This window comes from Brachyspira sp., assembly GCF_050873525.1.
Taxonomy (GTDB): domain Bacteria; phylum Spirochaetota; class Brachyspiria; order Brachyspirales; family Brachyspiraceae; genus Brachyspira.
In genome coordinates this window covers 17,659-43,546 of the sequence record NZ_JBNMIZ010000001.1, presented here as the reverse complement: position 1 = coordinate 43,546, position 25,888 = coordinate 17,659, and the positions used below count along the sequence as shown (strand labels likewise).

Here is a 25,888-nt window from a genome sequence, read left to right as displayed (position 1 = left end):
AAAAGGTATTATTATGAAAGAAAATATTTTGATAATTAAAAATCTTAATGTTTATTTTAAACATAGAAAAAATAACAATGAGAAAATAATAGATAATGTTTCATTTTCTATAAGCAAAGGAGAATGTGTCGGAATATTGGGAGAGAGTGGAAGCGGAAAGAGTATAACTATAAAATCTATACTCGGTTTACTTGACAATAATTTTGAAGTAAATGGAGAAGCTTTATTTTATGGTAATGATTTGATAAAAGAATCTCCTTCAAATATGAGAAAAATAAGAGGGAAAGATATATGCATGATACTTCAAAACCCTATGACATGCTTTGACCCTTTGTATAGAATATATAATCAAATGGAAGAGACTTTTAAGGAACATACAAATCTTAGTAAAGAAAACATATATAAAAAATGCATAGAAACTTTAGAAATAATGAAAATAAAAAATCCTAAAGATACTATAAAAAAGTATCCGCATCAGTTAAGCGGCGGTATGCTCCAAAGAATAATGATAGGTTTAGCTTTATCGGTAGAGCCTAAATTATTGATTGCTGATGAACCTACGACTTCAATAGATTCTATAAGCCAGAATTCGATAATGGAAGAATTTATAAGAATAAAAAAAGAAAATAAAGTTTCAATGATTTTTATATCGCATGATTTGGGAATATTGTCTAAAATATCGGATAAAATGATAGTAATGAAAAAAGGCAAAATTTTAGAAAGAGGAAATATAGCTGATATAATTTTAAATAGCAAAGATGATTACACTAATTCTTTAGTTTCAAAAAGAATGGCTGTAATGAAAAAATTTAATTCTATAGTTTATAATTTGGGGTTAGAGGCATGACATTATTAGAAGCTAAAGATATAAGAGTAAGTTTTAGAAAAGAAAATCAAGAAAAAGTATTCGGAAAAGAAAAGCAAACAGTTTTAAATGGAGTTTCGCTCAAATTAAAAAAAGGGGAATGTTTAGGAATTATTGGAGAAAGCGGAAGTGGGAAAAGCACTTTAGGGAAAGTAATTTTAGGACTTCATAAACCAGAAAAAGGAGAGGTGATTATAGACGGAATAAAACTATATGGAAAAAAATATAAAATGAAAAACATAAAATATGATATAAGCGTAGTTTTTCAGGATTATGTTTCTTCTGTTAATCCAAGATTTACAGTAATGTCAGCTTTAGATGAGGCTATTAATGTTCATATAATAAATACAGGCGAAAAACTTGATAAAATAAATAGGAGAAATATGGCAATAGAATTGTTAAACAATGTAGGTTTGAATGAAAATTTTTTGAATAGATATCCGCATGAATTAAGTGGAGGACAGCTTCAAAGAGTATGTATAGCTAGAGCTGTTGCAATCCACCCAAAAGTTATTTTGCTTGACGAAGCGGTAAGTTCTTTGGATGTTTCCACGCAAACGCAGGTTATGGATTATTTGATAAAATTAAGAAAAATATATCAATTTTCTTATATTTTTATTACTCATGATTTATCAACTATAACTTATTTATGTGACAGAGTTTTATTTTTTAATAATGGAAATATTATAGAAGAAGTTGACAATATAAAAGATTTAAGTCATGTAAAAACCGATTATGCTAAAGAGCTTCTTAATTCGGTTAAAACATTTGACATATTAAATATATATCAAAATTTAAAAAATGAAAAATATGCTTGATTCTTTAAATAATTATAATCATTTAATAAGAGACGCTGATTATATAAAAATAATGATGCCTTTTGTAATATCTACGATGACTCAACCGTTACTTGGAGCGGTAGATACGGCAGTAGCGGGAAGACTAAACAACCCAGCTTATATAGCGGGCGTTTCTGTAGGAAGTGTCGTATTTAATACTATATATTGGATATTTGGATTTTTAAGAGTTAATACGACATCTTTAAGCGCCATAGCTTTAGGCAGCGGCAGAAAAGAAGATAAATCTTTTGCATTTTTCCAACCTTTACTTATTGCTTTAATTATATCTTTTATAATTTTGATTTCTCAAAAAATAATAATGATTTATTGCAAGAACGCTTTTCATTTGGAAGCTAAAGCTTTTGAATCTTTAAATATTTATTATAATATTTTGATATGGGGAGCGCCTTTTTTACTTTCAAATTATGTTATGTTGGGATGGCTTATGGGACAAAGAAAAATAAAAGCCTCTCTAATAATGCAAATTACTGGAAATATTTTAAATATGATTCTGGATGTAATATTTGCGTTAATACTAAATATGGAAGTTTTTGGAATAGCTTTTGCAACTCTAATTTCTCAAATAGTTTCTTTTTTAATAGGATTTTTATTTATAATTAAATATGGAAATTTTGGAAAAATAAATTTTAAAAATATAAGCGATTTTTCAAAGATTAAAAATTCTTTATATTCAAATCTTTATTTAATGTTAAGAACATTATGCTTAATACTTCAAATAAATATATTTACCGCTAAAAGTTCTTCACTTGGCACTATATTAATTTCTTCTAATTCTATATTGCTTCAAATACAATCCATAATATCTTATATGTTTGACGGGATAGCAAATACATCCAGTGTTTATAGTGGGAAATCTTGCGGAGCAAAAGATGTAAATTTATTAAAAGCGACTATTATTAAAAATACAAAATACGCTTTTATATTTATAATAGTTTTAACTTCTATATACTTGATATTTAATAAAAATTTTATCAACCTTTTTACCAACAACGCTGAAGTTTTAAATTATTCTTATAAATATTATTTTTGGGTAGCGCTATATCCCGTAGTATCGGCTATAGGATTAACTTTTTACGGAATATTTACGGGAGCGTCTTTTAATAAGCCAATATTTATATCGACTTTTTTAAGTTTATGCCTCTTTTTAGCGGTTTTATTTTTAACTTTTGATAAATTTAATAATAACGGACTTTGGATTTCATTACTCGCTTTTTATTTAGGTAGAAGCGTTTTTATATTGCTATTTATTAAAACATTGTTTAATAAAATAGATTTAAATAATTAAACAAAGGAGATTATTTTGAATAAAGTAATAAAGAAAATTTTGAAATTTAGATACGAAGAAGAATACATTATGTTTCCCGTAGCTTATATAGAAGGCGAAATTGAAGGTCCTACTCTTGCCATAATAGGAGGAATGCACGGAAGTGAATTTTGCGGTATAGAATCTGCTATAAAATTATTGAAAGATATAGAAGCAAACAAGTTAAAAATAAAAGGAAAACTTATAATAACCACTATATATAATATTCCAGCTTTTAGAGAAAACGCCCCTTTTGTAGTTCCTAAAGACAATAAAAATCCGTTAAGACTTTTTCCTGGTAAAGAAAATGGAAGTTATACGGAAGTTATGAATTATTATTTTTGGAATGAAGTTTTAAAAGATATAGACTATTGCATAGAGCTTCATGGAGGAGATATTCCAGAAAAAATAGCAAACTGCATTTATGTTCCAATAGTAAACGATGATAAAACGGATTCTATTTCAAAAAAAATGGCTGAAATCTACAACATAAAATATATTATACACACCGAAATGAATAAAGAAAATAAATACGGCGGAGCTTATAGTAGATTAGCGTTTAGAGGAGTCCCTTCTATACTTACCGAAGCTGGAGGAAACGGTTTGCTCGATAATTTAAATACAGAAGTTCATTATAACGGAATTAAAAATATTATGATTTATATTAATATGCTTGAAAACGAAAATATGAAAGACACTGAAAAAAGAGTAATTCTAAATTATACGGGTTCTATAAAAAGCGATATTGATTTTGGCATGTGGTATCCTTTAGTAGATACTGGCGATTTTGTTAAAGTCGGAGATACTGTAGGCGAAATAAGGGATTATTTTGGAGATAAAATAAAAGATATAAAAGCTTCTTATGATGGAATAATATGCATACTAAAAATAAGCCCTTCCTTAAAAGAAAATGATTCTTTAGTGGAGATAAATAAGATAAAATTATAAATAAATTATTATAACGATTTTTTAATTCTTTAATTTATATGAATAACTTTTTAAATAAAAATTATTCGAGTATTGACAAATAATAAAATTAAATTTATAGTTTAAATAATTCTGCCTCATGCGTGAATAGACGACATTTTTGCGCCACTATAAATTAATGCATTAGGGATACAGAGCGAAATATCAATGATAGGCTCGCCGCTTGCGGTTTTGAGAAATCAAGGTCATGTTTCTGGGTAGCCCACCTGACGAAAAAGTCAGGCGCAGTTATGTCTTATACGATGAGGCGGATTTTTTATTTTAAAAATTACCACATTCTTTCTATTTTTGAAATTCCTATAATATCGAAACAAATTCCTAAAACTTTTTGGACGGCTTTTACCAAAGTTAATCTTTCCTGCCGAATATTTTCGTCTTCGTCCAAAACTATATTGTCGTAATAAAATTTATGCAATGCGGACGCCACTTCGTAAGTATAATTTAGAAAAGTATAAACTTCCAAAGATTTTGAAGATTCGTAAATTTCATCTGGCAGTCTTAAAATAATTTTCGCAAGTTTTAAAGAACTTTCGTTTGAAATATTATTTATATCGAAAGATTTATTTTCGTTATAACTTAAATTTTTTTCTTTGAGCTTAAAAAATATATTGCAAATTCTCGCGTAAGCGTATTGAATATAATAAACTGGATTATCGTTGTCTTTCTTTTTTGCAAGTTCCAAATCGAAATCAAGCGAACTCGAATACGAACGCATAAGCAAAAAATATCTCGTTGAATCGACTCCAATCTCGTCAATAACTTCTTCCAAACTTATCATATCTCCCGTTCTCTTGCTCATTCGGACAATTTCTTTCCCTCTGAATAATCTAACCATCTGCCCTAAAATAACTTTCAAACTTGCCGTGTCGCCCGAAACCGCCCTAACCGCCGCAGTAATTCTCGGAACATATCCATGATGGTCTGCTCCTAAAATATCTATTAAATATTTATAGCCTCTGTCGATTTTATTTTTATGATAGGCAATATCTGGAGCAAAATATGTGTATAATCCGTTGCTTTTTTTAATAACTCTATCTTTATCGTCTCCGAACTTCACGCTTCTAAACCAAACGGCGTTATCTTCTTCAAATAAAAGTCCTTCTTTATCTAAAAAATCAATTGCTTTTTCAAGTTCTCCGTTTTCTCTGATTTTCGATTCCAATGCATAGTTATCCATTTCCACTCTGAATCTTTTCAAAAGTTTTTTCTGACTTTCCAAAATTATATCTTTAGGAATTCCGTTTTCTTTCGCAATATCTTTTATATAATCTCCATGATAGCCGTCTTCTGGAATTTCTTTTCCGTCTTTAACCGCCTGAACGCTCTGATTCAATTTTTCTATCTGCTCGCCCGCATCGTTTACATAGAATTCCTGATAAATTTCATGTCCCGCATATTTAAGGAGATTCGATAAGGCGCTTCCAATCGCCGCCCATCTTCCATGCCCGATATGAAGAGGTCCTGTTGGATTTGCGCTTATATATTCCACTAAAATTTTCTTTTTTTCTTCCAAAATATTTTTTCCGTAATTTTCGTTTTTTAATAAATCGTTTATAGAATTATTTATATATTCTTTTGAAAGAGTAAGATTTATAAAGCCCGGTTTTGCGACTTCGATTTTGTCGAAATATTTATTATTTTCTATATTGTTTATTATTCCTTGAGCGATTTCCATTGGATTTTTTTTTAATATTTTAGCGAGACGCATTCCGATTGGGCAGGCATAATCTCCGAATTTATCGTCAACCGAATATGCGATTTCTATATTTTCAATATTTATATCGTTATTTATATTTTGATTTTTTAGATAATTATTTACCGCTTCTTTAATGATATTTGAGATAATTTTTTTTATCATATTTTTTATTTTCTCCGTAATTATAAAATGATAGTATAACAGAGTTTAGAAGTTTGGCAAGTATATTAGTAAAATTAAGTCTTGCCAAAATTACTTTTTCCCGTTATATTATTTTAATTAATTAAAGGAATAATTCTAAAAATGAAATTAGCCGTTTTTGATTTTGACTCCACGCTTATGGACGGAGAAACTTTGGACATAATAGCTAAAGAAACCGATTATTACGAAGAAATAAAAAAAATCACAGAAAAAGGCATGAAAGGAGAGATAGATTTTTTTGAAAGTTTAACTTCGAGAGTCGCTTTGCTTGAAGGAATGAAATTGGAAAAAGTAAACGAAATATGCAAGTCTCTTACAATTATGAACGGAGCAAAAGAAACGATTAAAGAATTGAAAAAAAAAGAATATAAATGCGTTTGTTTTTCGGGCGGATTCAAAAATGCGACTTCGATATTCGTTAAAAAATTAGGATTGGACGGAGAATTTTCAAATATATTCCATACAAAAAATAATGTCTTAACTGGAAAAGTAGGCGGCGAGATGATGTTTGCAGATAGTAAAGGAAATATGCTTTTAGCCTTGCAAAAATTACTCAATATTTCAGAAAATAACACTCTTGTAGTCGGAGACGGAGCGAACGATTTAAGTATGTTTAAATATGCGAAAAACCGAGTAGCTTTTTGCTCAAAAGAAATTCTAAAAAAAGAAGCGAATATAATAATAGACAAAAAAGATTTAAGACTTATTTTGGATAAAATTTAACCCGTAATAAATTTAATTTTATTTTTTAATCAAATTAAAATATTACGGGCTTTATGAAAAATAATAATTTACTTATTTCTATAATACGGTTTATACGAATTTCTGTTTCGATTATTATTGTTATTATATCTTCTGTTATTGTATCCGCCGTTTTTAGAAAATACTTTTACTCTTCTATATGGAGGCTCGCCATCGCTTTTCGTTTCGACATCTTTATCGTTTTGAAGTTCTAAATGGATTATTCTTCTTTCATAAGGAGACATAGGCTCTAACACAACCGCTCTCCTAGTCCTTTTTGCCTGCTGAGCCGCTTGACGCGCCATATGTTTTAAAGTTTCCTCTCTTCTCTCTCTGTATCCATCGACATCCAATATTACATGTCTTTCGTTATCTTCGCCGAAATTTTTAGAGACGATTAAAGAAACCAAAAACTGTAAAGCCTCTAAAGTCGCTCCCTTTTTCCCTATGAGAACGCCCGAATCTTCCGTAGAAACATTTATATATATTCTGCTTCCACTTTCTTCTTTCGCTGTGACTTCGGCTGTTATTCCCATATACTTCAATATGTCCGCAACTATAGATTTGAACTCTCCAAGACTTTCCGATATTTCTTCATAATAAACTCTGATAACTGTCGGAGTTTCCTCGCCTATTCCGAATAAATTTCGTTTGCCTTTTTCCACAACCTCGATTCTAACTTGTTCTTCCGTCAAATTTAACTCTTCGAGCGCTTTGCTTATAGCGTCTTTTTCCGATTTTCCGCTAAATTCTTTTACTAACATTTTTGCCCTCCTATAAATAATTTAATTTTATTTTCTTTTTTTATTATTAGCTTTTTTATTTATATTTTTAAAATTTTTATCTTTCTTTTTTGTTTTTCCAGATTTACTTTCTTCTTCAATATTATTATCTTCGTTTTTATTTAATAACTTTGCCGTTATAAACTGCTGCGCTACTCCGAATACATTTTGCGCCGTCCAATATAATGCGAGTCCGCTTGCAAAATTATAAAACAGAACAAGCATCATAAGAGGAAATATCGTTGTCATCATTTTCATTTGAGTCGCTGCCGAACCCGAACTTCCCGCGCTTGAAGAAGGCTGAAGTTTCATGCTTAAATAACTCGTTATTGCCATGAGTATCGGAAATAAATTAAAATTAAGTCCTCCTAAAATCGGAACTCCCGCAGGAAATACGAATAATTTATCTGGCGAAGACAAATCCGTTATCCATAAAAAAGGCGTGTTTCTTAATTCTACCATCGACTGCATCAAATAGAAAAAAGCTATAAGAAGAGGAAAAGGCAAAAGCATAGGCAAACATCCGCCCAATGGATTAATTTTTTCTTTTTTATATATCGCCATAATCTCCGCGTTCAATTTTTCGGGATTATCTTTATACTGCTCTCTTATTCTTTCTATTTTAGGATTAACAAGCTGCATTCTTCTCATCGATTTATAAGAAGCATGATTTAACGGATAGGTTATTATTTTGAATAAAAGCGTAAATAATATTATCGCCCAAGCGTAATTTTTAGTAATGTTGTATAAACCGTTTAGCATTATATCCAAAATATATGTCAAAGGTCTTAAATTAAGTCCCAAAAAAGATTCCTGAAAAATAGATTCGTAGGATTCTTCAAGATAATATTTCGCAAATAAACCTCTCACTTTTGGTCCCATATAAACCGAGTAATTATCGGTAATAGAACTTCCTGCGTTAATATTATGCTTCGTGAGCAAATTTGCCAAATGAAAATCGTTTCTGTATTCGTTTGTTGCGGGACGAGAAAAAGTCATCGTTTCAAAAATTGCGTTCGATTGAGGAGGACTAGATATAATCGCAAAATATCTGTTATTTAAGGCAACCCATTTATCTTCTCCTTCGTAAATATTATATCTCATAGCGTTGGTTTTAGAACCTCTCGAACCGAATAATCTTGAAATTATATTTTCTTTCGCTATATCGCCCGTAAGCAAAATTCTTGATTTTCCGTTTCCTCTTATAAGATATTGCGCCCTTGTAGAATCTTCCCGCACGGAATTTCTATCCGTTCTGTAAGGTCCGATTCCCGTTCCTAAAAAGTAAGAATAATACATTGACAAATTTTTATCGCCGATATTTTCTATAGTCACGCTGTTTTTTAATTGATAAGGGTCTTCGCCAAATGCAAAACTTTTCTTTATTCTAACGGGAACATTTTCTATAACCGCTTCTGCAATAAAATTTATAGTTTCGTTATTAGTTTCGATTATATTATAATTTAAATTTTCTTGGACGGCTATTGAATTTGAAAGATTTTGAAAAGTTAAAGTAAAAGGATAAATTCCGTTATAAACCTGCCCAACCATATCGACTATTTCGTTTGTCGCGTTTTTCGGAATATCCTGTTTATAATAATTTTTTAATTCGTAGGAATATAAAGTTCCGTTTCTTAATTTCGCTATAACATATTCGTTTTCTAAAATTTGAATTTCGTTATTTAAGTTGGTTTCGCTATTGTCTGTTTTATCTATTTTTTGCATCCCCGAAGTATTTAAAATGTTATTTATATTTTCTTCGTTATCGTTAGTTTGATTCAATGCAATATTTGTATTCGTATCAACATTTTGAGAGGCTGGAGTCGTTCTCATAAATCTCGATTGATAAAACATATATATAAATAATATAATAGCGGAAAGCCCAATCGCTATAGCCATTCTTTTTCCATCGCTCATAAATCTTTACTTAATCTCCTAATATTCAATAATCTTAAATCCAAACTAAAATCAAGGAACTGGGTCGTATATTTTTTTCGCCAAAGGATTGCATCTAATCACTCTCAATATCGCAAGAAAACTTCCCTTAAAAGCTCCGTATTTTATAACCGACTGTTTCGCATATTCGGAACATGAAGGAATATATCTGCAACAAGGCTTCAAATAAGGCGATATTGATTTTTGATATAAAAAAATTAAAAATAAAATTACTTTTTTAAACATTTTAAATCTTTTAAACCTCATTCAAATTTCTTAAACAATTCTAATAAATCCTTTTTGCAATCTTCAAACGAACGGCTGTTTTTTTTCTTTACTATAATAAAATAATCGTAGCCCGCTGGAATTCTGCTTTTTTCCGTTCTGTATATTTCTCGAACGATTCTTTTTTCTCTGTTTCGGATTACCGCGTTCGATTTATTTCTCTTCATACTAACGGCGAATCTCGAATAGGAACGATTATTTTTTAATCCCAATATCGTATAGAAGTAATTAATTGATTTTATTAAATCGGCTCTATTTTCAAAAAAAGCGATTATATCGTTTCTCTTTTTAAGTCTTTCTTTAAAATATATTTTTGCCAAAACTCAAATATTTCCGATTATTAACAAAATTTCCAAAAACATCCGCAAATAAATTTATTGCTCGCTTAAATTATTCGTCCGCCGCCGTCAATCTATATCTGCCTTTTCTTCTTCTTCGTTTTAAAATATCTCGTCCATGCTTCGTAGCCATTCGTTTAAAAAAACCAAATTTCCTCGCTCGGCGTAACTTACTTGGCTGATAAGTTCGTTTCATCATTTATCTCCTTTACTAATTCTTTAAATGCTTCTTGCACTTTATAGCCTATTGATTGTCTTCTTACATACTCTTTGTAGCATATTATTGCTATCGTTATTAGTATTATTGTAACTATTAATTTTTTCATTATAGCACTCTTCTTTCAATATTTTTTATTTATATTTAATTTGAATTTACATTATAATAAAAAATTTGTCAATATATAAAATTGATTAATATATCCCTATTGACAATAATTTTATTTTAGTTTATAATTTGTTCAATTAAAAATTAATTAAATAAAAAATTTTTAAAAGAGGAAAATAAATTGCAAAAAACGGCTTTCGTAAATACTAATCATTTTTCTATGATGCAAATGCGATTTACGGACGGCTGTATAGTATAGATTTTGTTTTTTTGTCTCCAGCCGTCAAAATTTTTTTGGCGGCTTTTTTATTTTAAAAATTTGATTATGGGAGTTTTGCCAATGAAAATGAAAATAAAAAATAAAATATCGGAAGTTAAATATTTTGAAACGAATAAAACTTTCAAATTTGAAAACGGAGAGACTATAGAAAATTTGACTATAGCCTACACAATTAACGGCAGATTGAATCTAAATAAAGATAACGCGATTTTAGTTTGTCATGCTTTTACGGGCGACTCGAATGTTATGCTATGGTGGAGCAATTTTGTCGGAAAAAATAAAGCGATTGATATAAATAAATATTTCGTTATTTGCTCGAATGTTCTGGGAGGATGCTCGGGAACTACGGGACCTTCTTCAAAAAAAGCGAAAGGCAATTCTTATTACGGAACGGACTTTCCAACTTTTACGATTAAAGATATTGTAAGGGCGCAGAAAATTCTTATAGATTATTTGGGAATAAAAAAATTATATTGCGTAGTCGGAGGTTCTATGGGAGGAATGCAGGCTCTTCAATGGACAGCTACTTATCCCGATACAATTAAAAAGGCAATAATAATCGCAAGCTCGATGACGCATTCTCCTATGCAAATAGCCTTAAACGAAATAGCCCGTCAAGCGATAACGGAAGACAACGAATGGTATGGCGGAAAATATTACGGAATTTCCTCTCCCGATAAAGGACTCGCTTTGGCGCGAATGCTCGGACATATAACTTATATGAGCGAAGAATATATGAGAGAAAAATTTGGAAGAAAGAGAAAAAAATCTTTAAAATATTTTACGCCTTCTTTTGAAGTCGAAAATTATTTGCATTATAACGGAGAAAAATTTACTTCAAGATTTGACGCGAATAGTTTTCTTTATCTCACTAAAGCTATGGATTTTTTCGATGTGCGAGATGAAATTAAAAAAATAAAAACTAAAAAAAATATTTTGCTTAATAAAGTTCTTATAATATCTTTCGTTTCCGACTGGCTTTATCCGAGTTCGCAGTCGGCGGATATTGTAGACGCTTATAATAATTCCAATATAGAAACCGAATTTCATGAGATAAAATCAAATTACGGGCATGACGCTTTTTTGATAAAAAACGAAGAACAGGCGAAATATATAAAGAATTTTTTAGACGATTAATAATTATTATTTAATAAAATTAATCCATCTTTCGTATAATTCTTTTATAGGTTCATTAAGATAATTAAAAGCTTTTTCTTTTATGTCTTTTGGAATTCCATAAGCGGCTTCGGCTATGCTTCCCGTAATCGCCGCAAGAGTATCGCTGTCGCCTCCGATTGAAATAGCGTTTCTTATAGCATCTTCAAAATCTCTGCCCTCCAAAAAACAAGCTATAGCCTGCGGGACCGTTCCCTGACAACTTTCGTTAAAAGTATAAGTAGGGCGAATTTGACTCAAAGGAAAGTTAGAATTATATCTATATCTTTTTTCCATTTCGCTTTTAAGAATGTATTTATATTCGTTTACGGCATTTTTAGCTCTTCCGACTCTCATGCAGTATATCGCGACCGCGGTAGCCTGAGCGCCTTTTATTCCTTCGAGATGATTATGCGTAACTTCGGCGGATGTTTTCGCCAAATCTTCCGTCCATTTAATTCCATCTTCAAACGGAATATCTAATTTTGCAACCCAGCCGCATGGAGATACTCTCATTGCCGAGCCGTTTCCCCAGCTGTTATAAGGTTCGGAATTTTCGGATTCGAGCCATTTTCTAAAAGAACTTCCATAACTTTTATCAATATAATCGTTCCCCCATTTCTTCATAAACCATATAAAATCATCATGTTTTCCGCCGTTAATTATGGCATCCGCAATCGCAATCGTCATAACCGTATCGTCCGTGAAAAACATTTCATCCGAAAAGAAATCGAATTCTTTAGTTTTTATATTATTGAATTCGTAGATAGAACCTACAATATCTCCTATTATCGCTCCGAGCATTATTTTCTCCGTTTATTTTTTAATATTTTGTCGTTTTATTATATCATAGATTAAAAATATTTAAAAGACAAATTATTTAAATTCTTTTTCAATTTTTTCTTTAAAATCATTTTCTGATTTTTCTATTTCTATTTTAAAATCGTTAATATTTTCAAAATTTTCTTCGTTTGATTTTTTATTTTGTATTAAGAATGCGTATTTGAAAATCGAAGGATTATAATCTTCCAATATATTTTTATTATATTCTCTATTCAAAATTCCTATATTATCAAAACAGAATTTTTTATCTTCCGAAGGATAAACGAAACCGCCTTTTTTAGCGCCCAAAGTGTAGACATAAGATATTATTTGATGTTTATCGCTTCCGTCAATTTTATCGTTATCTTTATTTAACATTTTATATTTTGTATCCAAAACTATTTTTTTATCATAATTATAAAAATCGGGATAGACGCTCCATTTATTGTCTAGCAAATTAATTCCGCCCGCTTGTTCTTTATTTCTCGGATGTTTAAAATTCAAATCTTTTAATATAGTCCAAATATATTCTTCCCAAAGATAAGCGCCGTCAAATAAAATGCCGTAAATTTTATCTTCTTCGCGTCCGTATTTTATTTCTTCATGCCTTAATATTTGAACGCATATCTTTCTTAAAGGTTCGTATTCGTAAAAATATGGATGATTTAATTTTTTCAAATTTTTATTTATTATATTTTGTCTTTTATTTTTATCGTATCTTGGCGTGGCTTCAATAATTTGCGAAATCGAACTTTTTACTTCTTCTTTTGCAATATTTAAAATTCCTCTACTTTTCGTATTGATATATTCTATAGTATGCCTTATTAATTGAGTTATATCGTTATCGTGGCTGTATTCTCTCGTTTTGTAAGCGACTTTGCCATTAAAAGGAATATTATTTTTTATATGCCGATTAATATCAATCGTTCCTCTCACATTCGCATCGTTATATTCTCTTTTTTGATAGCTTTTATAAATTCCCTGTCTAATCGCTTTTTGGAAAAAATGAATAAACATATAAATTAAAAAATCAAAAGAATCGTCTTTATCGCTCGAATGCTGTAAATCAAATATATTGAAACATAAAACTTTTTGAAGCATATAGTGAAGAAAATAATCTTTATCTTCCGAAGCGAATCTTGAAGTAATTTTTATTTGAGTGTCGTTATAACCGATAAAACCCATTATGTTATTTGTTATTAATTGATTATTATAAATATTAAAAATAGCTTTATTTTCTTCAATATTTTTACTTTTATTTAAATCGCTTGGGAATATCAATAAATTATCGTTTTCTATTATATTTTTTATCGTTCTTTGAGATATTTTTTCTAATGAACTTATATCTTCTTCTGAAATTTTTTCTTCGGTTTTAAAATATTTTAATTCTTTAATCACATGACTTCTATTATCTATTAACGGAATGCATTTCATTATTATACCTAATTAATTTATTCTTCTTCAATAATTTCCTCTTCTTCTCCTTCGGTATCATTATCACTATTTGAGTTATAAGCGTCTTTTAATTTTATCATTATTTCTTTTTGATTTGACATGCCTCTCGTATATTCAAATAAAAGTCCATTTAAATGATTATCCCATAATTTATTAAAATCGCCTTTGTAATCTTTAATCTTTTTAAAATATGCAGCCCCAATACAATACGCTTCGGATAAATTAGTTTCTTCATCTCTAATAACATTATTCAAATTATCCATTCTTTTTATAGTTTCGTATTTTAAATCTCCTAAATCGCTTAATATAGTTTCTTGAGTATTTTCGGCTTTAATTTCTTTCCAAGCAAATCGTCTGCGCATAGCGAAATCCATACTTTCAACGCTTCTGTCAATATCGTTCATAGTTCCGATTATATAAACATTTTCGGGAATATAAAAACCGTCTTTAAATTCGTCTCCGTCCTCGATTAAATTCGCGTATTGAGTTAAAACTTTTCCTTTTTCTCCTCTATAGCCAGAATCAACCGAAAAGAATAATTCGCCGAAAATTTTTGAAATCTCGCCTCTGTTTATTTCGTCTATTATAAATACAAAATCTTTCTTTTTTACTTCTTGAACCGTTATATTATTTTTTTCTTGTTCTATTTTTTCATTATATTTATCATAAAACGCTTTCAAAATTCCGTATGTAGATGATGGCAAACCGTTTGTATATTTTGATAACATTTTATACGTAATTTTATCAAGATTTTTTATAATTATATCTTTATAGCATTCTATCAAACTATTTAAATATTCAATTTGTTTATATTCGTTACCTTGTTTTGAATGAATTTTATAATAAAATACATCATCATTTTTTAACTCCGCATATACAACAGGAGCTATTGGTTCACCTTTTAGCCCTTTAATTTCATATTGTTCATTTCCATCAATAGATGATTGAATATCGTCTATAAATTCTAAAAAATATTTTTTTAGAATTTCGTCATAATTTAAAGTAGAAATATCTTTTTGACTATCTTTTAAATTTTTAAGAGCTTTTTTACAGAATTCTTTAAAAACTCCGTCTTTCCTTACAAAGCCTATATTACCATTATCATTTTTAGGACGCAAACCTTCCACAAAATCAGTATAATCGTAAGAAGGATGGAATTGCACAAATGCGCATTGTTCTTTAAAATCATTATCATTTTTAACGCTTTCGTCATAATCTTTTTTTAATATTATTTGAGAGGCTATATTTTTAGCCAAATGAGTTTTACCCGTTCCCGGCGCTCCCGTTAGGATTAGGTTTTTGTTTGATTTTAGTAGTTCAATATAATTTTCCATAGATTTATCCTCGAATTCAAAATTTGGGTCGTTTTTTAATTCTCTTATTATATTTAATGCGTCTTCTTCATTAATTTCTTGTATAGTATTAAATTTGTATGATTTATCATAAGCTCTATATTTTACACCTTCTTTATTATAATCTCTCCATTCATCAATATCAATTCTTTGTCCAAATCTATTTTTCCCATCTTCTAAATTTTCATAAAAACATTCGCAATCTTCAAATTCTATATAGCCATTATACTTATCAGAACGATATTCATTTTTTTCGCCATGTTTTCGAGTATTTATCACATTGTCACAGTTTAAGCTAATTTTTTTGATTTTCTTTTTAAATCTCGGTTTTATAGCATATCCCCAAGCATAAGCATATTTTTTGTTTTTTATAGTGGTAGAACTTAAAATTATTATATCTCCAACTTTTACTTTTTTAAAAAAAATCCAATTATTATGCACGCTTTTTTGCTCCTGAAATCCATATTCATATCGGCATAAGCAATATTGATTTTTTCTAGCTTTTCCTATTATATCTTTACCATGTCTAAATATAAAGTATTGCATATGTATCCATTAAATAATATTATTAATAAGCATTATAAATAAATTTGATTATATTTCAAGTTGTATTAAAGAAATTATGTTTCAGTTTTTAAAGCGGGGGATGGAAATTAAGAGAGGTTAAATAATTGTGGTGTTATATAAAAAATATATTTTAGTAAGTGTTATAGTTTTTCCCCGTCTGGGCGCAGGTTGCGAATTTCTTCAATGCTTAATCCCGTTATTCTTTTAATAACTTCTATATCTATATTTTCTTTTTTCATTGCGATTGCCATTGAGATTTGTTCGGCATGTCTACCTTCTTTTATTCCCTCTTCTCGCTCTGTTAATAATTCTGCCTTATGGAAATAACCTTCCCATTCTTTTTTTCTATATGCGTTTATCAATGGGTCGCTTTCAATAAAACTCTGACATCTCTTTTCTACTTCTTCAAAAATATTATTTTCTTTTATTAAATTTGACATATTTTCCCCCTTAAAAAATTTTATCCAAGTATTTAATTTTTCCTTACTAATATTATTTATATCAAACTTCGGCAATTCAATATAATGCAACATACAATGGTCGGTAAGTATTTTATTATGATTAATTTCTTTTAATAAATAACATGAATGAAAATCTTTTATATCGTTAAATATTGTAAAGTCTAAAATATTCATTCCAATAACTGGAGCAAGTTTAGTATAATTGTCGGACTTATTTAATAACGAGCTATAACTATTAGCCCAATAATAAAGACTTCTGCCAATAAAATATTGATTACCTTGCAATTGAATTTCTATTATTACGGTATCGTTATCGTCTGTAACACATTTCACATCTACAATCGATTCTTTGCCATCCAAATATTTACTCAAATTGAACGGATTTAAAATTTCGACATTAGAAAAAGTTTTAAAATTTGAATCAATCATTACTCCGTTAATAAAATCTAAAACTATATTTTCATTTCCTCTATCCGAAAACAGATAACGAACAAAACAATCATTTTTCTTGTTTAGACTGTCGACTGTTATAATTTCATTTTCGCTATTTTTTAAATATTCCAACTCGTTCATAAAAATATTATAACAGAATAATTTTATTTGTCAAAACTGATATTTTATTTAAAATATATTATAACGGAATAATTTTTATTTTTTATTTTTTATTTTTTATTATATATTATAAAACTATTTACAAAATGACGATTTGATATACAATAATAATACCTAAATTATAACAGTTAATTTGCAAATTCGTTTATCTTACTACTAGCTCGCGCAAAATATCTATCGTAAGCCTTTTTGCAATAATTTTCATGTTTGCTTTTTATTCCGATTTGAGGATTTTCAAAATTATAAGGACCGTTCACTTTCCAGCCCGTGAGTATTCCGATATTAATCGCGTTTACGGGACATCTGAAAGCGCAGCTCGAACACATAACGCATTTGTTTTTGAATCTTATATTATTATTTTCATCGTTATAAACATTATTCACGGGACATTTCTTAACGCATAAATTACAATGAATGCAAATATTTTTTACTTTAAAAAGTTTTCCGTTGATTTTCATCGCGGGATGCTCGATTCTAAATAAAAAAGCGATTAATCTGCCGAAAGGAAATTTTTTTAATAAATGTTTTTTTTCATCCAATACTTCTTTTGCCTCTATCGAACATAAAGATTTTGCCGTTTTCCACATTTTCGCCGCCGTTTCGTCCGTATGTCTGAATATCATATTGTAAGGCATGATATAATGATATTCGTTTGTTAGAATGTAGCCTTTTGGTTTCAATCTCGCCGTCAAAGGTTCTGAAGAAATATTATTTATCGTTAGAGGTTCTCCCGAAGTTTTTATTATAAAAATATTTTTGTTTTTAGTTTTTGGAAATAATTTTATAAGATTAAAAACGGGATAAGGAGCGTTAAATCCATGAATCGGATAAGCGATTCCAACATAATCAAAATTTTCAGGACTCGGCATATCTTCAAAATTGTCGGTTATTTTATAAAGCAGAGTTTCAATTTTATTTTCTTCAAAATTTTTTTTATATTCTTTTGCAACTTTTTCGGTATTTCCCGTTCCCGAAAACCAGTATATTATCGCGTTTTTATTTTTATTCATTTAATTAAACCTTTTATATTTGTTAAAATTTTTAATATTTTTTATTTAAAACTTTTTATAAAGAGCTTTAAAATCTTTATCGAAATAATAAATCATATTTTCGTTTTTGTCATGCGAATCGTAATAAACTTGAGCGTAGAATTGACTTTTCTTTGCAGTATTATCGAAATTCCAAGTATGATTTTCAAAACATTCTTCGCACCAATGCCCCGCTTTTATTATCGTTTCGGGTTTCGCTTCAAATTTATGCCCTTCGGAACATTCCCATAATAATTTCGTTTCCATATTTTCCATTTTATCGCTTAAAAGTTTTCCGCCTCTAAATTCCGCCGCTGTTTTCAAATCTTCAATATTTATTTCTTTTTTATTTTCATCGTATCCGTGATTTAATAATTTAGCGTTTTCTATATTTTTTAATTCTTCGTAATTTATATAATTTCCTTTGCAGTCTTTATTTTCAATAAGCAGATTAAATTTTTTCCATTTTTTAGAAAGTTTTTTATAATTTTCTTCGCTTCCAAACGCCGCGATAATTTTTCCCATTTCTTTATTTTTATGCCAATAACGAGGAGAATTTGAATCGAATAAAAGTCTTTCGATTGCAAAAATTTTTATCAGTTTTGAGGGAACGATTTTTGCGAGAGAATAATACCAGTGTCTTTTTGCAATTTCTTTCCAATAATCGTTTATTGATTCGTTTTGATAGTTAAATAATTTTTCAAGTTTATCTCCGTCATAATACCAGACTCCATGAAAATTTCGGATGGCGTTCCAGTTCGGCTGCATATATTTTTTAGCGTTTCCGCCGATTAATTTAAAACCTTCGTTAAAAACATCATATCCCGTAATTCTGTTTTCAGCTTTGCTTCCCAAATTAAAAATTCCTTTCCAAAAAGAATCGTCAAGTTGATTTTTCGTATCTTCTTCGATTATTCTTTTCATTAAAAATCCGCTGTCTCTCGCAGTAATCCATTCCAAAGGCGAATTATAACAAGTGTGAAACATCAAACCATCGCTCATATTGTCGGTAAGCATTCTGTTATGGAGCATCGCCGTCTGTCTTATTATCGCTCGATTTTTTAGAGGAGATTCCAAAACATATCTTTCCGCTTTAAGTTTGTAATAAGAATAAAGGTCGTAATTATTTATTATCAAAGGGTCGCCCACTCTCGCCCAAGGATTCTTTTCAGTTCTGTTTCCGTATAAAGCGACTGTAGATATATGAATCAGTTTTGGTTTTTTATTTTCTTCCATTTCCAAAATTGAATCGACTATATTTTTCGTTCCCAAAAAGTTTACTTTATAATTTAATTCTGGGAATTTATCGGATTTTGGAGGAATAAGCGAGGCAAGATGCAAAACATAATTTGTTCCTTCGATTAATTTTTCGCAGTCTTTTTTGTTTTCGATATTTCCAATGATTATTTCAATTCTATTTTTGTATTTTCTTTTTAACTTTTTCGCCTTTTTCTCGCTTTCTTTTCTTATCAAAACTTTTATAATCTCTATATTTTCAAGTTCCATTAACTGCCTTAAAGTTTCAACGCCCATATTTCCCGTTGAACCCGTTAATGCTATTTTATAATTCATTCTAATTCCTGCACATTTTTTAATTTATAGATTATATATTTAATTTTCTTTTTTATCAATATTCGACTAACCGAAGTTAATTTGAATATAAATTATAAATAAAATCGACTTCAAAAAATATCTAATATAAGTTATCATAATACCGATAATATTATGTAAACAGAATATGTAAACAAATTATTTAAACAAAATATAGGACTGTTTTTTAATGAAGAATAATATATCTTCCAACGCTTATAAATTGATTAAAAGAAAAAAATACAAAAAAGCGAAAAACTATCTTTTAAACAATACGAGCAAATTAAATCATGACGCGGAAGCTCTTTCTATGCTCGCTTTTGCAAATATTTTTTTGAAAGATTTTTCGGCTGCGGAAGAAGTATCGAGAAAGGCTTTGCGTGAAGACGGTTTTTGCATTAACGCCACTTTAGCGAAAGGCTATATTAGTTTATATAACGGACATAGAGAAAACGCTTTAAGAGAATATTTTAGAATACTCGATTTATCTCCCGACAATAAAATCGCCGCGGACAATATTGAGAGAATAAGATTTTTAACAAACAACGCGAAAGGAAACGAAATCAAACCTCGTCCTTATTTACTCGGAAAAAAAGAAATTTCAATATTCAAATTTTTAGCGATTATTCCGATTGTTTTTATTTTGTCTTTAGGTTCTTATTTGATTATAGAGAGAGTTTATCCTATGATTAAATATGTTTTGCTCGACAGAGAACAAAAAGAATTGAGAGAAAAACTTGAAAATGTTTATTTATTTGAAGGTTTGGAAGACGGCAGAATTCCCGAGAGCGCAAAAAGTCCGACATATTCGCCGAGAGAAGTCGCCGAGATGTTCGATAAGGCAAAGAAAAATATGAGGAGTGCGTCCGTTAATGAAGCGGTTATGATAATAAACGGAGCGTTGGATAGCGATATAAACGAATATTTAAAAGAAAGATTTAGAGTTTTAAAAAATTTCATCATAGCGCCCGATTATAATATATTCAAAGAAAGCCCCGACTATTTAACTGTAGTTCAAAATCACGGATTATACGAAGGCGGATATATAAAATGGAAAGCGGATGTAAGCGGTATTTCGCAAACGAATATTGACGGCGTTCAAAAAAATAAAGCGAGACTTTTAATTTACGATAATAACGGAAAAGAAATTTTGGGAGTTGCCGATTTAATATTTAATCAGAATATTACTTTAGAAAACAGAAGTCATATAGAAGTTTATGCAAAAATTTTGGGTTATGACAATTCAAGCAGAGCGGTTTTACTTGATACGCAGATAATAAAACATTTGCCTAATAAAAAATAATTTTAATTGACTTAAAAATTTATAGAATCAATATAATTTTGAGTTTGTTCGTTAAGAAGTTGATTGACGAATTTATCAAAGTTTATTTGAAAATCGTTAAAATTAGGAGATTCTTCTATCAATTCTATAAATTTGGCAATAGTAATAGGCGCAATTTTACTTTCAAATTCTTTAGCGCAAAACTTAAAAAATAAAGCTACATCCCAATGAATATAAGGGGCGATTAAAATAGTTCTTAAATATTCCCGCCTCTTATCTTGACTTTCTTTCATATGTCTCGCTATGCTTGTCGTTTCGCTGTTTAATTGCTGATTTCTATTTTTTATCATTGTCGCTTCAAAAAGAAAATCGTTATATTCCAAATCTATTTTTCCAGCGGGAGCGTAAGATAAAGGAATGCCGTTTTCATTATATATAAGATTTGAATAAAGTTTTGAAATGCCGTATTTTTTTCCTAAAATTAAAGCAAGCAAATATTCTAAACGCAAAGGTTCGGGTATATCGTATTTGGATTTTGCATTTGATAAAGAAGCTAAAATTTTTAACTCTTCCAAAAGTTCTTTTATATCGCTTTGTAAAATAGCCGATTGAAGAGCCTTATTATAAAATTTTTGATTGAGCGATTCTTCCAAAATATTTAAATTTTCAAAATCAGAATCTTTAAGAGTAATATTTAAATTTTTCGCTTTTTGTTTAATAACTTCTTTTCTCACTTCATCGCTATCAAGCCAGGGCAACTTAATATTATCTAAAAAATTTATATATTCTTCGATATTTGAAAATTCTTTAAAATCATAATTCTTATAAGCGATTAATAGCGATTCAATTTTTTTAGAATTGAAATTAGAAAAATCATAATAAATATGTTTAAATTTTCCTCTTGCAATTAAAAGTCCTGTCATTTCAAATTTTCTAAAAACTTCATCCGCATAATCGTTTAAGCTGTCGTATTTTATTTTCTTTAATCCTAATTTATTAAATAAATAATCGCTTATATATTTTTCATTTTCTTTTAATCCGTAATTTTTTCTATATTCTAAAATATCTTGGACGCATTTTTTATAATCGCAGTCTTTCATTCCCAAAACAAAACTTTTGAATTCGTATTTTAAAATTCCTTTTGCTTCGTTTCCTAATTTTTCCCATTCCTTTTTAAGCAAATCGATTACAAAAATCGTATTCAAAAATACTCTCGCTTTATTAAGAGTTGATTTTCTTGAAGGATTTCCAGAATGCAAACCAATCATGATTTTAGAATAAATATCGGTAATATAAGATTTTCTATTGATAAGCTCGAAAGCAAGATTTGTCATTGTTATAATCGGTTTATTTTTATCGCCTGAAAAAATTAGAAAACCTTGAGATTCTAAAGCTTTTAATTGCGTTCTTATTCTAAAATTTATTTTTTCTTCGCTTGAAATTTGAGGATTTAATTTTAAAAGTTCTTCAAATTCCGAATCGTTTAAAATATCATCGTTTATAAGTTTTTCGTTAATTTTAGATGGAATATTGCTTAATTTGTATATGCCGTTTTTTACAAGTTCCTCAAAATATAGCCTAGAATTTTTTGAATCAAAAACCAAGCCGTTAAACTTATTAAGACATTCCAAAAATACGGAATTTCTTTGCGGATTTCTAATCGTAGTGCTAAAAGAAAATATTTTATAAACAGATTTCATTTTATATCTCCTTAATAATTTATAATTAAAACTTCCTGCGTTTTTCCTAAATTTTTTCGTCTGTAATTTGCATTTGTATATTGTCTATCAATATGAATTATCGAATATTTTTTGCTCCAATCTTTTAAAAAATTATTGCTTTTTCCGTTCGATTCTAAAACATTAGAGAGAGCGAATTTTTTATTTTTTGAATTAATCGAATCTAAAATATTGTATAAATCTTTTTCGTCCTGTTCGTTCCATGATGCGTTATAAGGCGCATCCGTAATAAAATATGGCGGGTCAAAATAAAAAAAATCTCCGTTTTTATATAATTCTTTCTCTCTAAAATCTAAATTTAGTAGTTTAATATTTTTATTTTGTAAAGCTTGAATAAATTCTACGCTTTTTTTATATTGAAAATTTGAAAAATCGGTTTTGCCTACGGGAACATTAAATAAACCTTTAGAATTAAATCGTAAAAAATAATTAAATCCAAATATTATAAGCACAAAAAGTTTAATTTCGCTCGGATTTTGATTATATGATTTTCGTAGTTCTAAAAATCCATCTTTATTGTATCTTGACAAACCTTCGTTTTTATATATTTTGTAAAAACCTTTAGGCTTATTTTTTGAATCCGTAAGTTTATATTCTACGATAATTTTATTTATTTGATTTAAAATATTGTCTAAAGAATTATTTTGAAAATATTGCAATAAATCAATAATATGTTTTTCTTTATCATTTAAAATTAGATTTTTAAATTTCGCATTCAAACCGACTATACCGCTTCCGCAAAAAACATCCACAAAAATTTTAATATTTTTAGGAAATAAACTAATAAGAGTTTTTAGTATTTTAGATTTATTACCAGAATAATTTAAAGGCGACATTATCATTGTTTTTCTTTTATATTTAAATTTAATCTTTTGCATGCATTTTTAAAATATCTTTCATCTATTTCAGAACCGATAAATTTGCGAGAATTATTGAGACAGGCAAGCGCGGTTGTCCCGCTTCCGCTAAACGGGTCAAAAATTAAATCGTTTTCATTTGTATGGATATTTAATATTTCTTCAATAACATTCAAATGTTTTTGCGTAGGATGAAGTCTTTTTTTACCGCCAGGGACTACTCCGCTTTTAAATACCGCTTTCATATAAGATACATTTTTAGGTTTATTAAATACCCAGCGCTTTTTGCCTTTAACTGCCCAAATAGCGCATTCAAAATCGATTACATAACGAGAATTTACATTTCTTGGCATAGGATTAAGTTTTTCCCAGCGAAGCAAATCTTTAACTATGCAGCCGTTATCTTCCAAAGCCTCCACAATATAAGAAAGATTTTTCCAATCGTTAAAAATAATTATAGAACCGCCGTCATTTAAAAAAGGAACGCAATTTTTTATCCATTCGGTTTGATTAAAATTATAATCCCATTTTCCAAAATCAATTCCAGCTCTCCCCATAGTCTTAAAATTATTTTTACGAGAGATGCAGTAAGGCGGGTCGGTTAGAATGCAATCGACTTTTATTTTCTGCTCTTTCATTTCTTCCAACAATTCTTTATAATCGCAGAGTTTTAATTTAATATTTTCAAATTCTATAAAATCTTTTGTTTCAGGTTTTATAGCTCCATTATTTATTTTTTGTATTTCAATAAAATTAGAAATATATCTCGTTTGAGTTATCATTTTATTATCCGTAACAGTTTTATATAATTTCTGTAAAATTGTATAGTAATATGTTATATTAGAATTGCAAAAAATACAAATGAATTTTTATTAAGAAATTAAATTATTTTCAATTCCTTTTTGTATTGTATCGTCATTAAAATGCAAAGAAGATTTATTTATATCTTTCATTATATAGCCTTAATAGTTTCTTAATAATTGGATTTATTATAATATCGACAATATATATTTTTTCTAAATTGTTTAATAAATAACTATTAAATATTATTATTTGAAACTTATTTAATATTTTTAATAATAAAAAACCTCTTTCCCAAAACCGCTATAAAAAATATATTTATTTAAATCTATTATTACAAAATTACCATAATATTATTCTTTCAAAATTCCTTTATTCTTATAAACCAATTTCAAGTATTTCCAAAACTTTATCTCCAGCGGGAACTTTTATTGTAACCGTATCGCCGACTTTTTTTGTCAGTAATCCTTTTGCGATTGGAGTTATTATAGTTATTTGATTTTTTGAAATATCCGCTTCGAGTTCGCCGACTATTTTATATTCCGAAACCGCTCCAGTATTTTTGTCTTTCACTTTTACTCGCTTTCCAAAAGTCACAGTTTCTTTATCCAATTTGGAAGGGTCGATTATTTCGCAGCCCGCCAAATCGCTTTCCAATTTTGATATTTGCGCTTGAAGAAGTCCCTGCCTTTCTCTTGCCGCATGATATTCGGCGTTTTCTTTTAAGTCGCCTTTTTCTCTCGCTTCCGCTATTATTTCGGGTAAAGTTTCAAATTCCGCTTTAAGCTCGGCAATTTTTGACTTTACATTATCGTATCCTTCTTTAGTTATAGGTTTTGCCATTATAGTTGTCCTTATCGTTTTAAATTAAATATATAAATCATTTTATCGTTTTTCAAATTAAAAATCAATCGAAAAAATATTTAAGTTTTGACAAATAAACTATATTTTATATAATTAATTTTAATAAAGAGGAAAATAATTATGATAATTCGCCCATACGAAGATAAAGATATAGAACAAATCACGGAAATTTGGAACGAGATAGTAGAATCGGCTATGGCTTTTCCAGAAGAAGAACCTTTGAAACTTGAAAACGCGGGAAAATTTTTTGCAAAAGAATTAGCGGTTATATGCGCATGCGAAGGAGATAAAATATTAGGTTTTTATGTTTTGCATCCAAACGGCTATGGCAGACGCTCGCATATTTGCAATACTTCTTACGGCGTGAGAGCCGATGCGAGAGGAAAAGGAATCGGACGAAAATTGGTTCTCGATTCTTTTAAGAGATGTAAAGAATACGGTTTTAAAATTTTGCAATATAACGGCGTTGTTTCAATAAACGAAAGCGCTTTGAAATTATACCGTTCTTTGAATATGACTGAAGCGGGCAGAATTGAAAACGGATACAGATTAAAAGACGGAAGCTACTGCGATGGAATAATTTTTACCAAGCAGTTATAATTTTTATGTTATTTATATTGTTAAAATAAAAATGCATAAAGTAAACATTCAATAATATAGCTTGTTAAAAATATTTAATTGACTATAATAAAAACGATAATAAAT

The 25,888-nt window shown here is 28.9% G+C and carries 24 protein-coding genes; 8 read left to right on the top strand and 16 right to left on the bottom strand.

Going from position 1 to position 25,888, the window contains the following annotated elements; genetic code table 11:
* Positions 1 to 13 precede the first annotated feature (13 nt).
* From ACR0QS_RS00210 to ACR0QS_RS00195, 4 genes are read left to right on the top strand one after another with little or no spacing between them, the layout of a single operon-like run.
* Positions 14 to 847 carry an ABC transporter ATP-binding protein gene (locus ACR0QS_RS00210; protein ID WP_432631427.1) on the top strand — a complete coding sequence of 278 codons (834 nt, stop codon included), beginning with the start codon at positions 14 to 16 and terminating at the stop codon, positions 845 to 847.
* Entirely contained in the window at positions 844 to 1,683 is an 840-nt protein-coding gene (locus ACR0QS_RS00205; RefSeq protein ID WP_432631426.1) for an ABC transporter ATP-binding protein, read from the top strand. The genes ACR0QS_RS00210 and ACR0QS_RS00205 overlap by 4 nt, the downstream gene beginning before the upstream one ends.
* Positions 1,667 to 3,010: an MATE family efflux transporter gene (locus ACR0QS_RS00200; RefSeq protein WP_432631425.1), complete on the top strand. Its 1,344-nt coding sequence runs from the start codon at positions 1,667 to 1,669 to the stop codon at positions 3,008 to 3,010. The genes ACR0QS_RS00205 and ACR0QS_RS00200 overlap by 17 nt, the downstream gene beginning before the upstream one ends.
* A gap of 15 nt (positions 3,011 to 3,025) precedes the next feature.
* Positions 3,026 to 3,976, top strand: coding sequence for a M14 family metallopeptidase (locus ACR0QS_RS00195; protein ID WP_432631424.1), 951 nt, complete (start codon positions 3,026 to 3,028; stop codon positions 3,974 to 3,976).
* A 307-nt stretch (positions 3,977 to 4,283) separates the two neighbouring features.
* Here the strand turns inward: ACR0QS_RS00195 and ACR0QS_RS00190 are convergent, their stop codons facing one another.
* Positions 4,284 to 5,873, bottom strand: coding sequence for an arginine--tRNA ligase (locus ACR0QS_RS00190; protein ID WP_432631423.1), 1,590 nt, complete (start codon positions 5,871 to 5,873; stop codon positions 4,284 to 4,286).
* Between the two features lie 141 nt (positions 5,874 to 6,014).
* On the opposite strand from ACR0QS_RS00190, the gene serB reads away from it, so the two are divergent.
* The gene (gene serB / locus ACR0QS_RS00185) at positions 6,015 to 6,635 is read left to right on the top strand and encodes a phosphoserine phosphatase SerB (RefSeq protein ID WP_432631422.1); all 621 of its coding nucleotides are present in this window, start codon (positions 6,015 to 6,017) and stop codon (positions 6,633 to 6,635) included.
* Positions 6,636 to 6,703: 68 nt separating this feature from the next.
* On the opposite strand, the gene jag is transcribed toward serB, so the two are convergent.
* The 5 genes from jag to rpmH form a co-directional block, all read right to left on the bottom strand.
* On the bottom strand, positions 6,704 to 7,417 hold the full coding sequence (jag, locus tag ACR0QS_RS00180; protein WP_432631421.1) for an RNA-binding cell elongation regulator Jag/EloR: 714 nt from the start codon (positions 7,415 to 7,417) through the stop codon (positions 6,704 to 6,706).
* Positions 7,418 to 7,444: 27 nt separating this feature from the next.
* Positions 7,445 to 9,352, bottom strand: coding sequence for a membrane protein insertase YidC (gene yidC, locus ACR0QS_RS00175; RefSeq protein ID WP_432631420.1), 1,908 nt, complete (start codon positions 9,350 to 9,352; stop codon positions 7,445 to 7,447).
* 51 nt (positions 9,353 to 9,403) lie between these two features.
* Positions 9,404 to 9,616 carry a membrane protein insertion efficiency factor YidD gene (gene yidD / locus ACR0QS_RS00170; RefSeq protein ID WP_432631419.1) on the bottom strand — a complete coding sequence of 71 codons (213 nt, stop codon included), beginning with the start codon at positions 9,614 to 9,616 and terminating at the stop codon, positions 9,404 to 9,406.
* A gap of 17 nt (positions 9,617 to 9,633) precedes the next feature.
* Positions 9,634 to 9,975, bottom strand: a complete 342-nt coding sequence (gene rnpA, locus ACR0QS_RS00165; protein ID WP_432631418.1) for a ribonuclease P protein component — start codon at positions 9,973 to 9,975, stop codon at positions 9,634 to 9,636.
* A 70-nt stretch (positions 9,976 to 10,045) separates the two neighbouring features.
* Positions 10,046 to 10,192: a 50S ribosomal protein L34 gene (gene rpmH / locus ACR0QS_RS00160; protein WP_432631417.1), complete on the bottom strand. Its 147-nt coding sequence runs from the start codon at positions 10,190 to 10,192 to the stop codon at positions 10,046 to 10,048.
* 466 nt (positions 10,193 to 10,658) lie between these two features.
* Between rpmH and metX the strand changes: the two genes are divergently transcribed.
* A complete protein-coding gene (metX, locus tag ACR0QS_RS00155; protein ID WP_432631416.1) occupies positions 10,659 to 11,735 on the top strand; it encodes a homoserine O-acetyltransferase MetX in 1,077 nt (358 codons plus the stop codon).
* Between the two features lie 6 nt (positions 11,736 to 11,741).
* On the opposite strand, the gene ACR0QS_RS00150 is transcribed toward metX, so the two are convergent.
* The 6 genes from ACR0QS_RS00150 to ACR0QS_RS00125 form a co-directional block, all read right to left on the bottom strand.
* The gene (locus tag ACR0QS_RS00150; protein WP_432631415.1) at positions 11,742 to 12,557 is read right to left on the bottom strand and encodes an ADP-ribosylglycohydrolase family protein; all 816 of its coding nucleotides are present in this window, start codon (positions 12,555 to 12,557) and stop codon (positions 11,742 to 11,744) included.
* 72 nt (positions 12,558 to 12,629) lie between these two features.
* Complete coding sequence (locus ACR0QS_RS00145; RefSeq protein ID WP_432631414.1) at positions 12,630 to 14,009, bottom strand: McrC family protein; 1,380 nt, start codon at positions 14,007 to 14,009, stop codon at positions 12,630 to 12,632.
* A 17-nt stretch (positions 14,010 to 14,026) separates the two neighbouring features.
* On the bottom strand, positions 14,027 to 15,928 hold the full coding sequence (locus ACR0QS_RS00140; protein ID WP_432631413.1) for an McrB family protein: 1,902 nt from the start codon (positions 15,926 to 15,928) through the stop codon (positions 14,027 to 14,029).
* A gap of 161 nt (positions 15,929 to 16,089) precedes the next feature.
* Positions 16,090 to 16,983, bottom strand: a complete 894-nt coding sequence (locus tag ACR0QS_RS00135) for an Rpn family recombination-promoting nuclease/putative transposase (RefSeq protein WP_432631412.1) — start codon at positions 16,981 to 16,983, stop codon at positions 16,090 to 16,092.
* Positions 16,984 to 17,150: 167 nt separating this feature from the next.
* Positions 17,151 to 18,032 carry an EFR1 family ferrodoxin gene (locus ACR0QS_RS00130; protein WP_432631411.1) on the bottom strand — a complete coding sequence of 294 codons (882 nt, stop codon included), beginning with the start codon at positions 18,030 to 18,032 and terminating at the stop codon, positions 17,151 to 17,153.
* A gap of 45 nt (positions 18,033 to 18,077) precedes the next feature.
* Positions 18,078 to 19,622, bottom strand: a complete 1,545-nt coding sequence (locus tag ACR0QS_RS00125) for an NAD-dependent epimerase/dehydratase family protein (RefSeq protein WP_432631410.1) — start codon at positions 19,620 to 19,622, stop codon at positions 18,078 to 18,080.
* A 208-nt stretch (positions 19,623 to 19,830) separates the two neighbouring features.
* Between ACR0QS_RS00125 and ACR0QS_RS00120 the strand changes: the two genes are divergently transcribed.
* Positions 19,831 to 20,943, top strand: a complete 1,113-nt coding sequence (locus ACR0QS_RS00120; protein WP_432631409.1) for a tetratricopeptide repeat protein — start codon at positions 19,831 to 19,833, stop codon at positions 20,941 to 20,943.
* Between the two features lie 11 nt (positions 20,944 to 20,954).
* Here the strand turns inward: ACR0QS_RS00120 and ACR0QS_RS00115 are convergent, their stop codons facing one another.
* The 4 genes from ACR0QS_RS00115 to greA form a co-directional block, all read right to left on the bottom strand.
* On the bottom strand, positions 20,955 to 22,622 hold the full coding sequence (locus tag ACR0QS_RS00115) for a hypothetical protein (RefSeq protein WP_432631408.1): 1,668 nt from the start codon (positions 22,620 to 22,622) through the stop codon (positions 20,955 to 20,957).
* An 11-nt stretch (positions 22,623 to 22,633) separates the two neighbouring features.
* Positions 22,634 to 23,539, bottom strand: coding sequence for a DNA adenine methylase (locus ACR0QS_RS00110; protein ID WP_432631407.1), 906 nt, complete (start codon positions 23,537 to 23,539; stop codon positions 22,634 to 22,636).
* Positions 23,500 to 24,300, bottom strand: coding sequence for a DNA-methyltransferase (locus tag ACR0QS_RS00105; RefSeq protein WP_432631406.1), 801 nt, complete (start codon positions 24,298 to 24,300; stop codon positions 23,500 to 23,502). The genes ACR0QS_RS00110 and ACR0QS_RS00105 overlap by 40 nt, the downstream gene beginning before the upstream one ends.
* Before the next feature lie 397 nt (positions 24,301 to 24,697).
* On the bottom strand, positions 24,698 to 25,162 hold the full coding sequence (gene greA, locus ACR0QS_RS00100; protein WP_432631405.1) for a transcription elongation factor GreA: 465 nt from the start codon (positions 25,160 to 25,162) through the stop codon (positions 24,698 to 24,700).
* 141 nt (positions 25,163 to 25,303) lie between these two features.
* On the opposite strand from greA, the gene ACR0QS_RS00095 reads away from it, so the two are divergent.
* A complete protein-coding gene (locus ACR0QS_RS00095; RefSeq protein ID WP_432631404.1) occupies positions 25,304 to 25,783 on the top strand; it encodes a GNAT family N-acetyltransferase in 480 nt (159 codons plus the stop codon).
* The last annotated feature ends 105 nt before the right edge of the window (positions 25,784 to 25,888 follow it).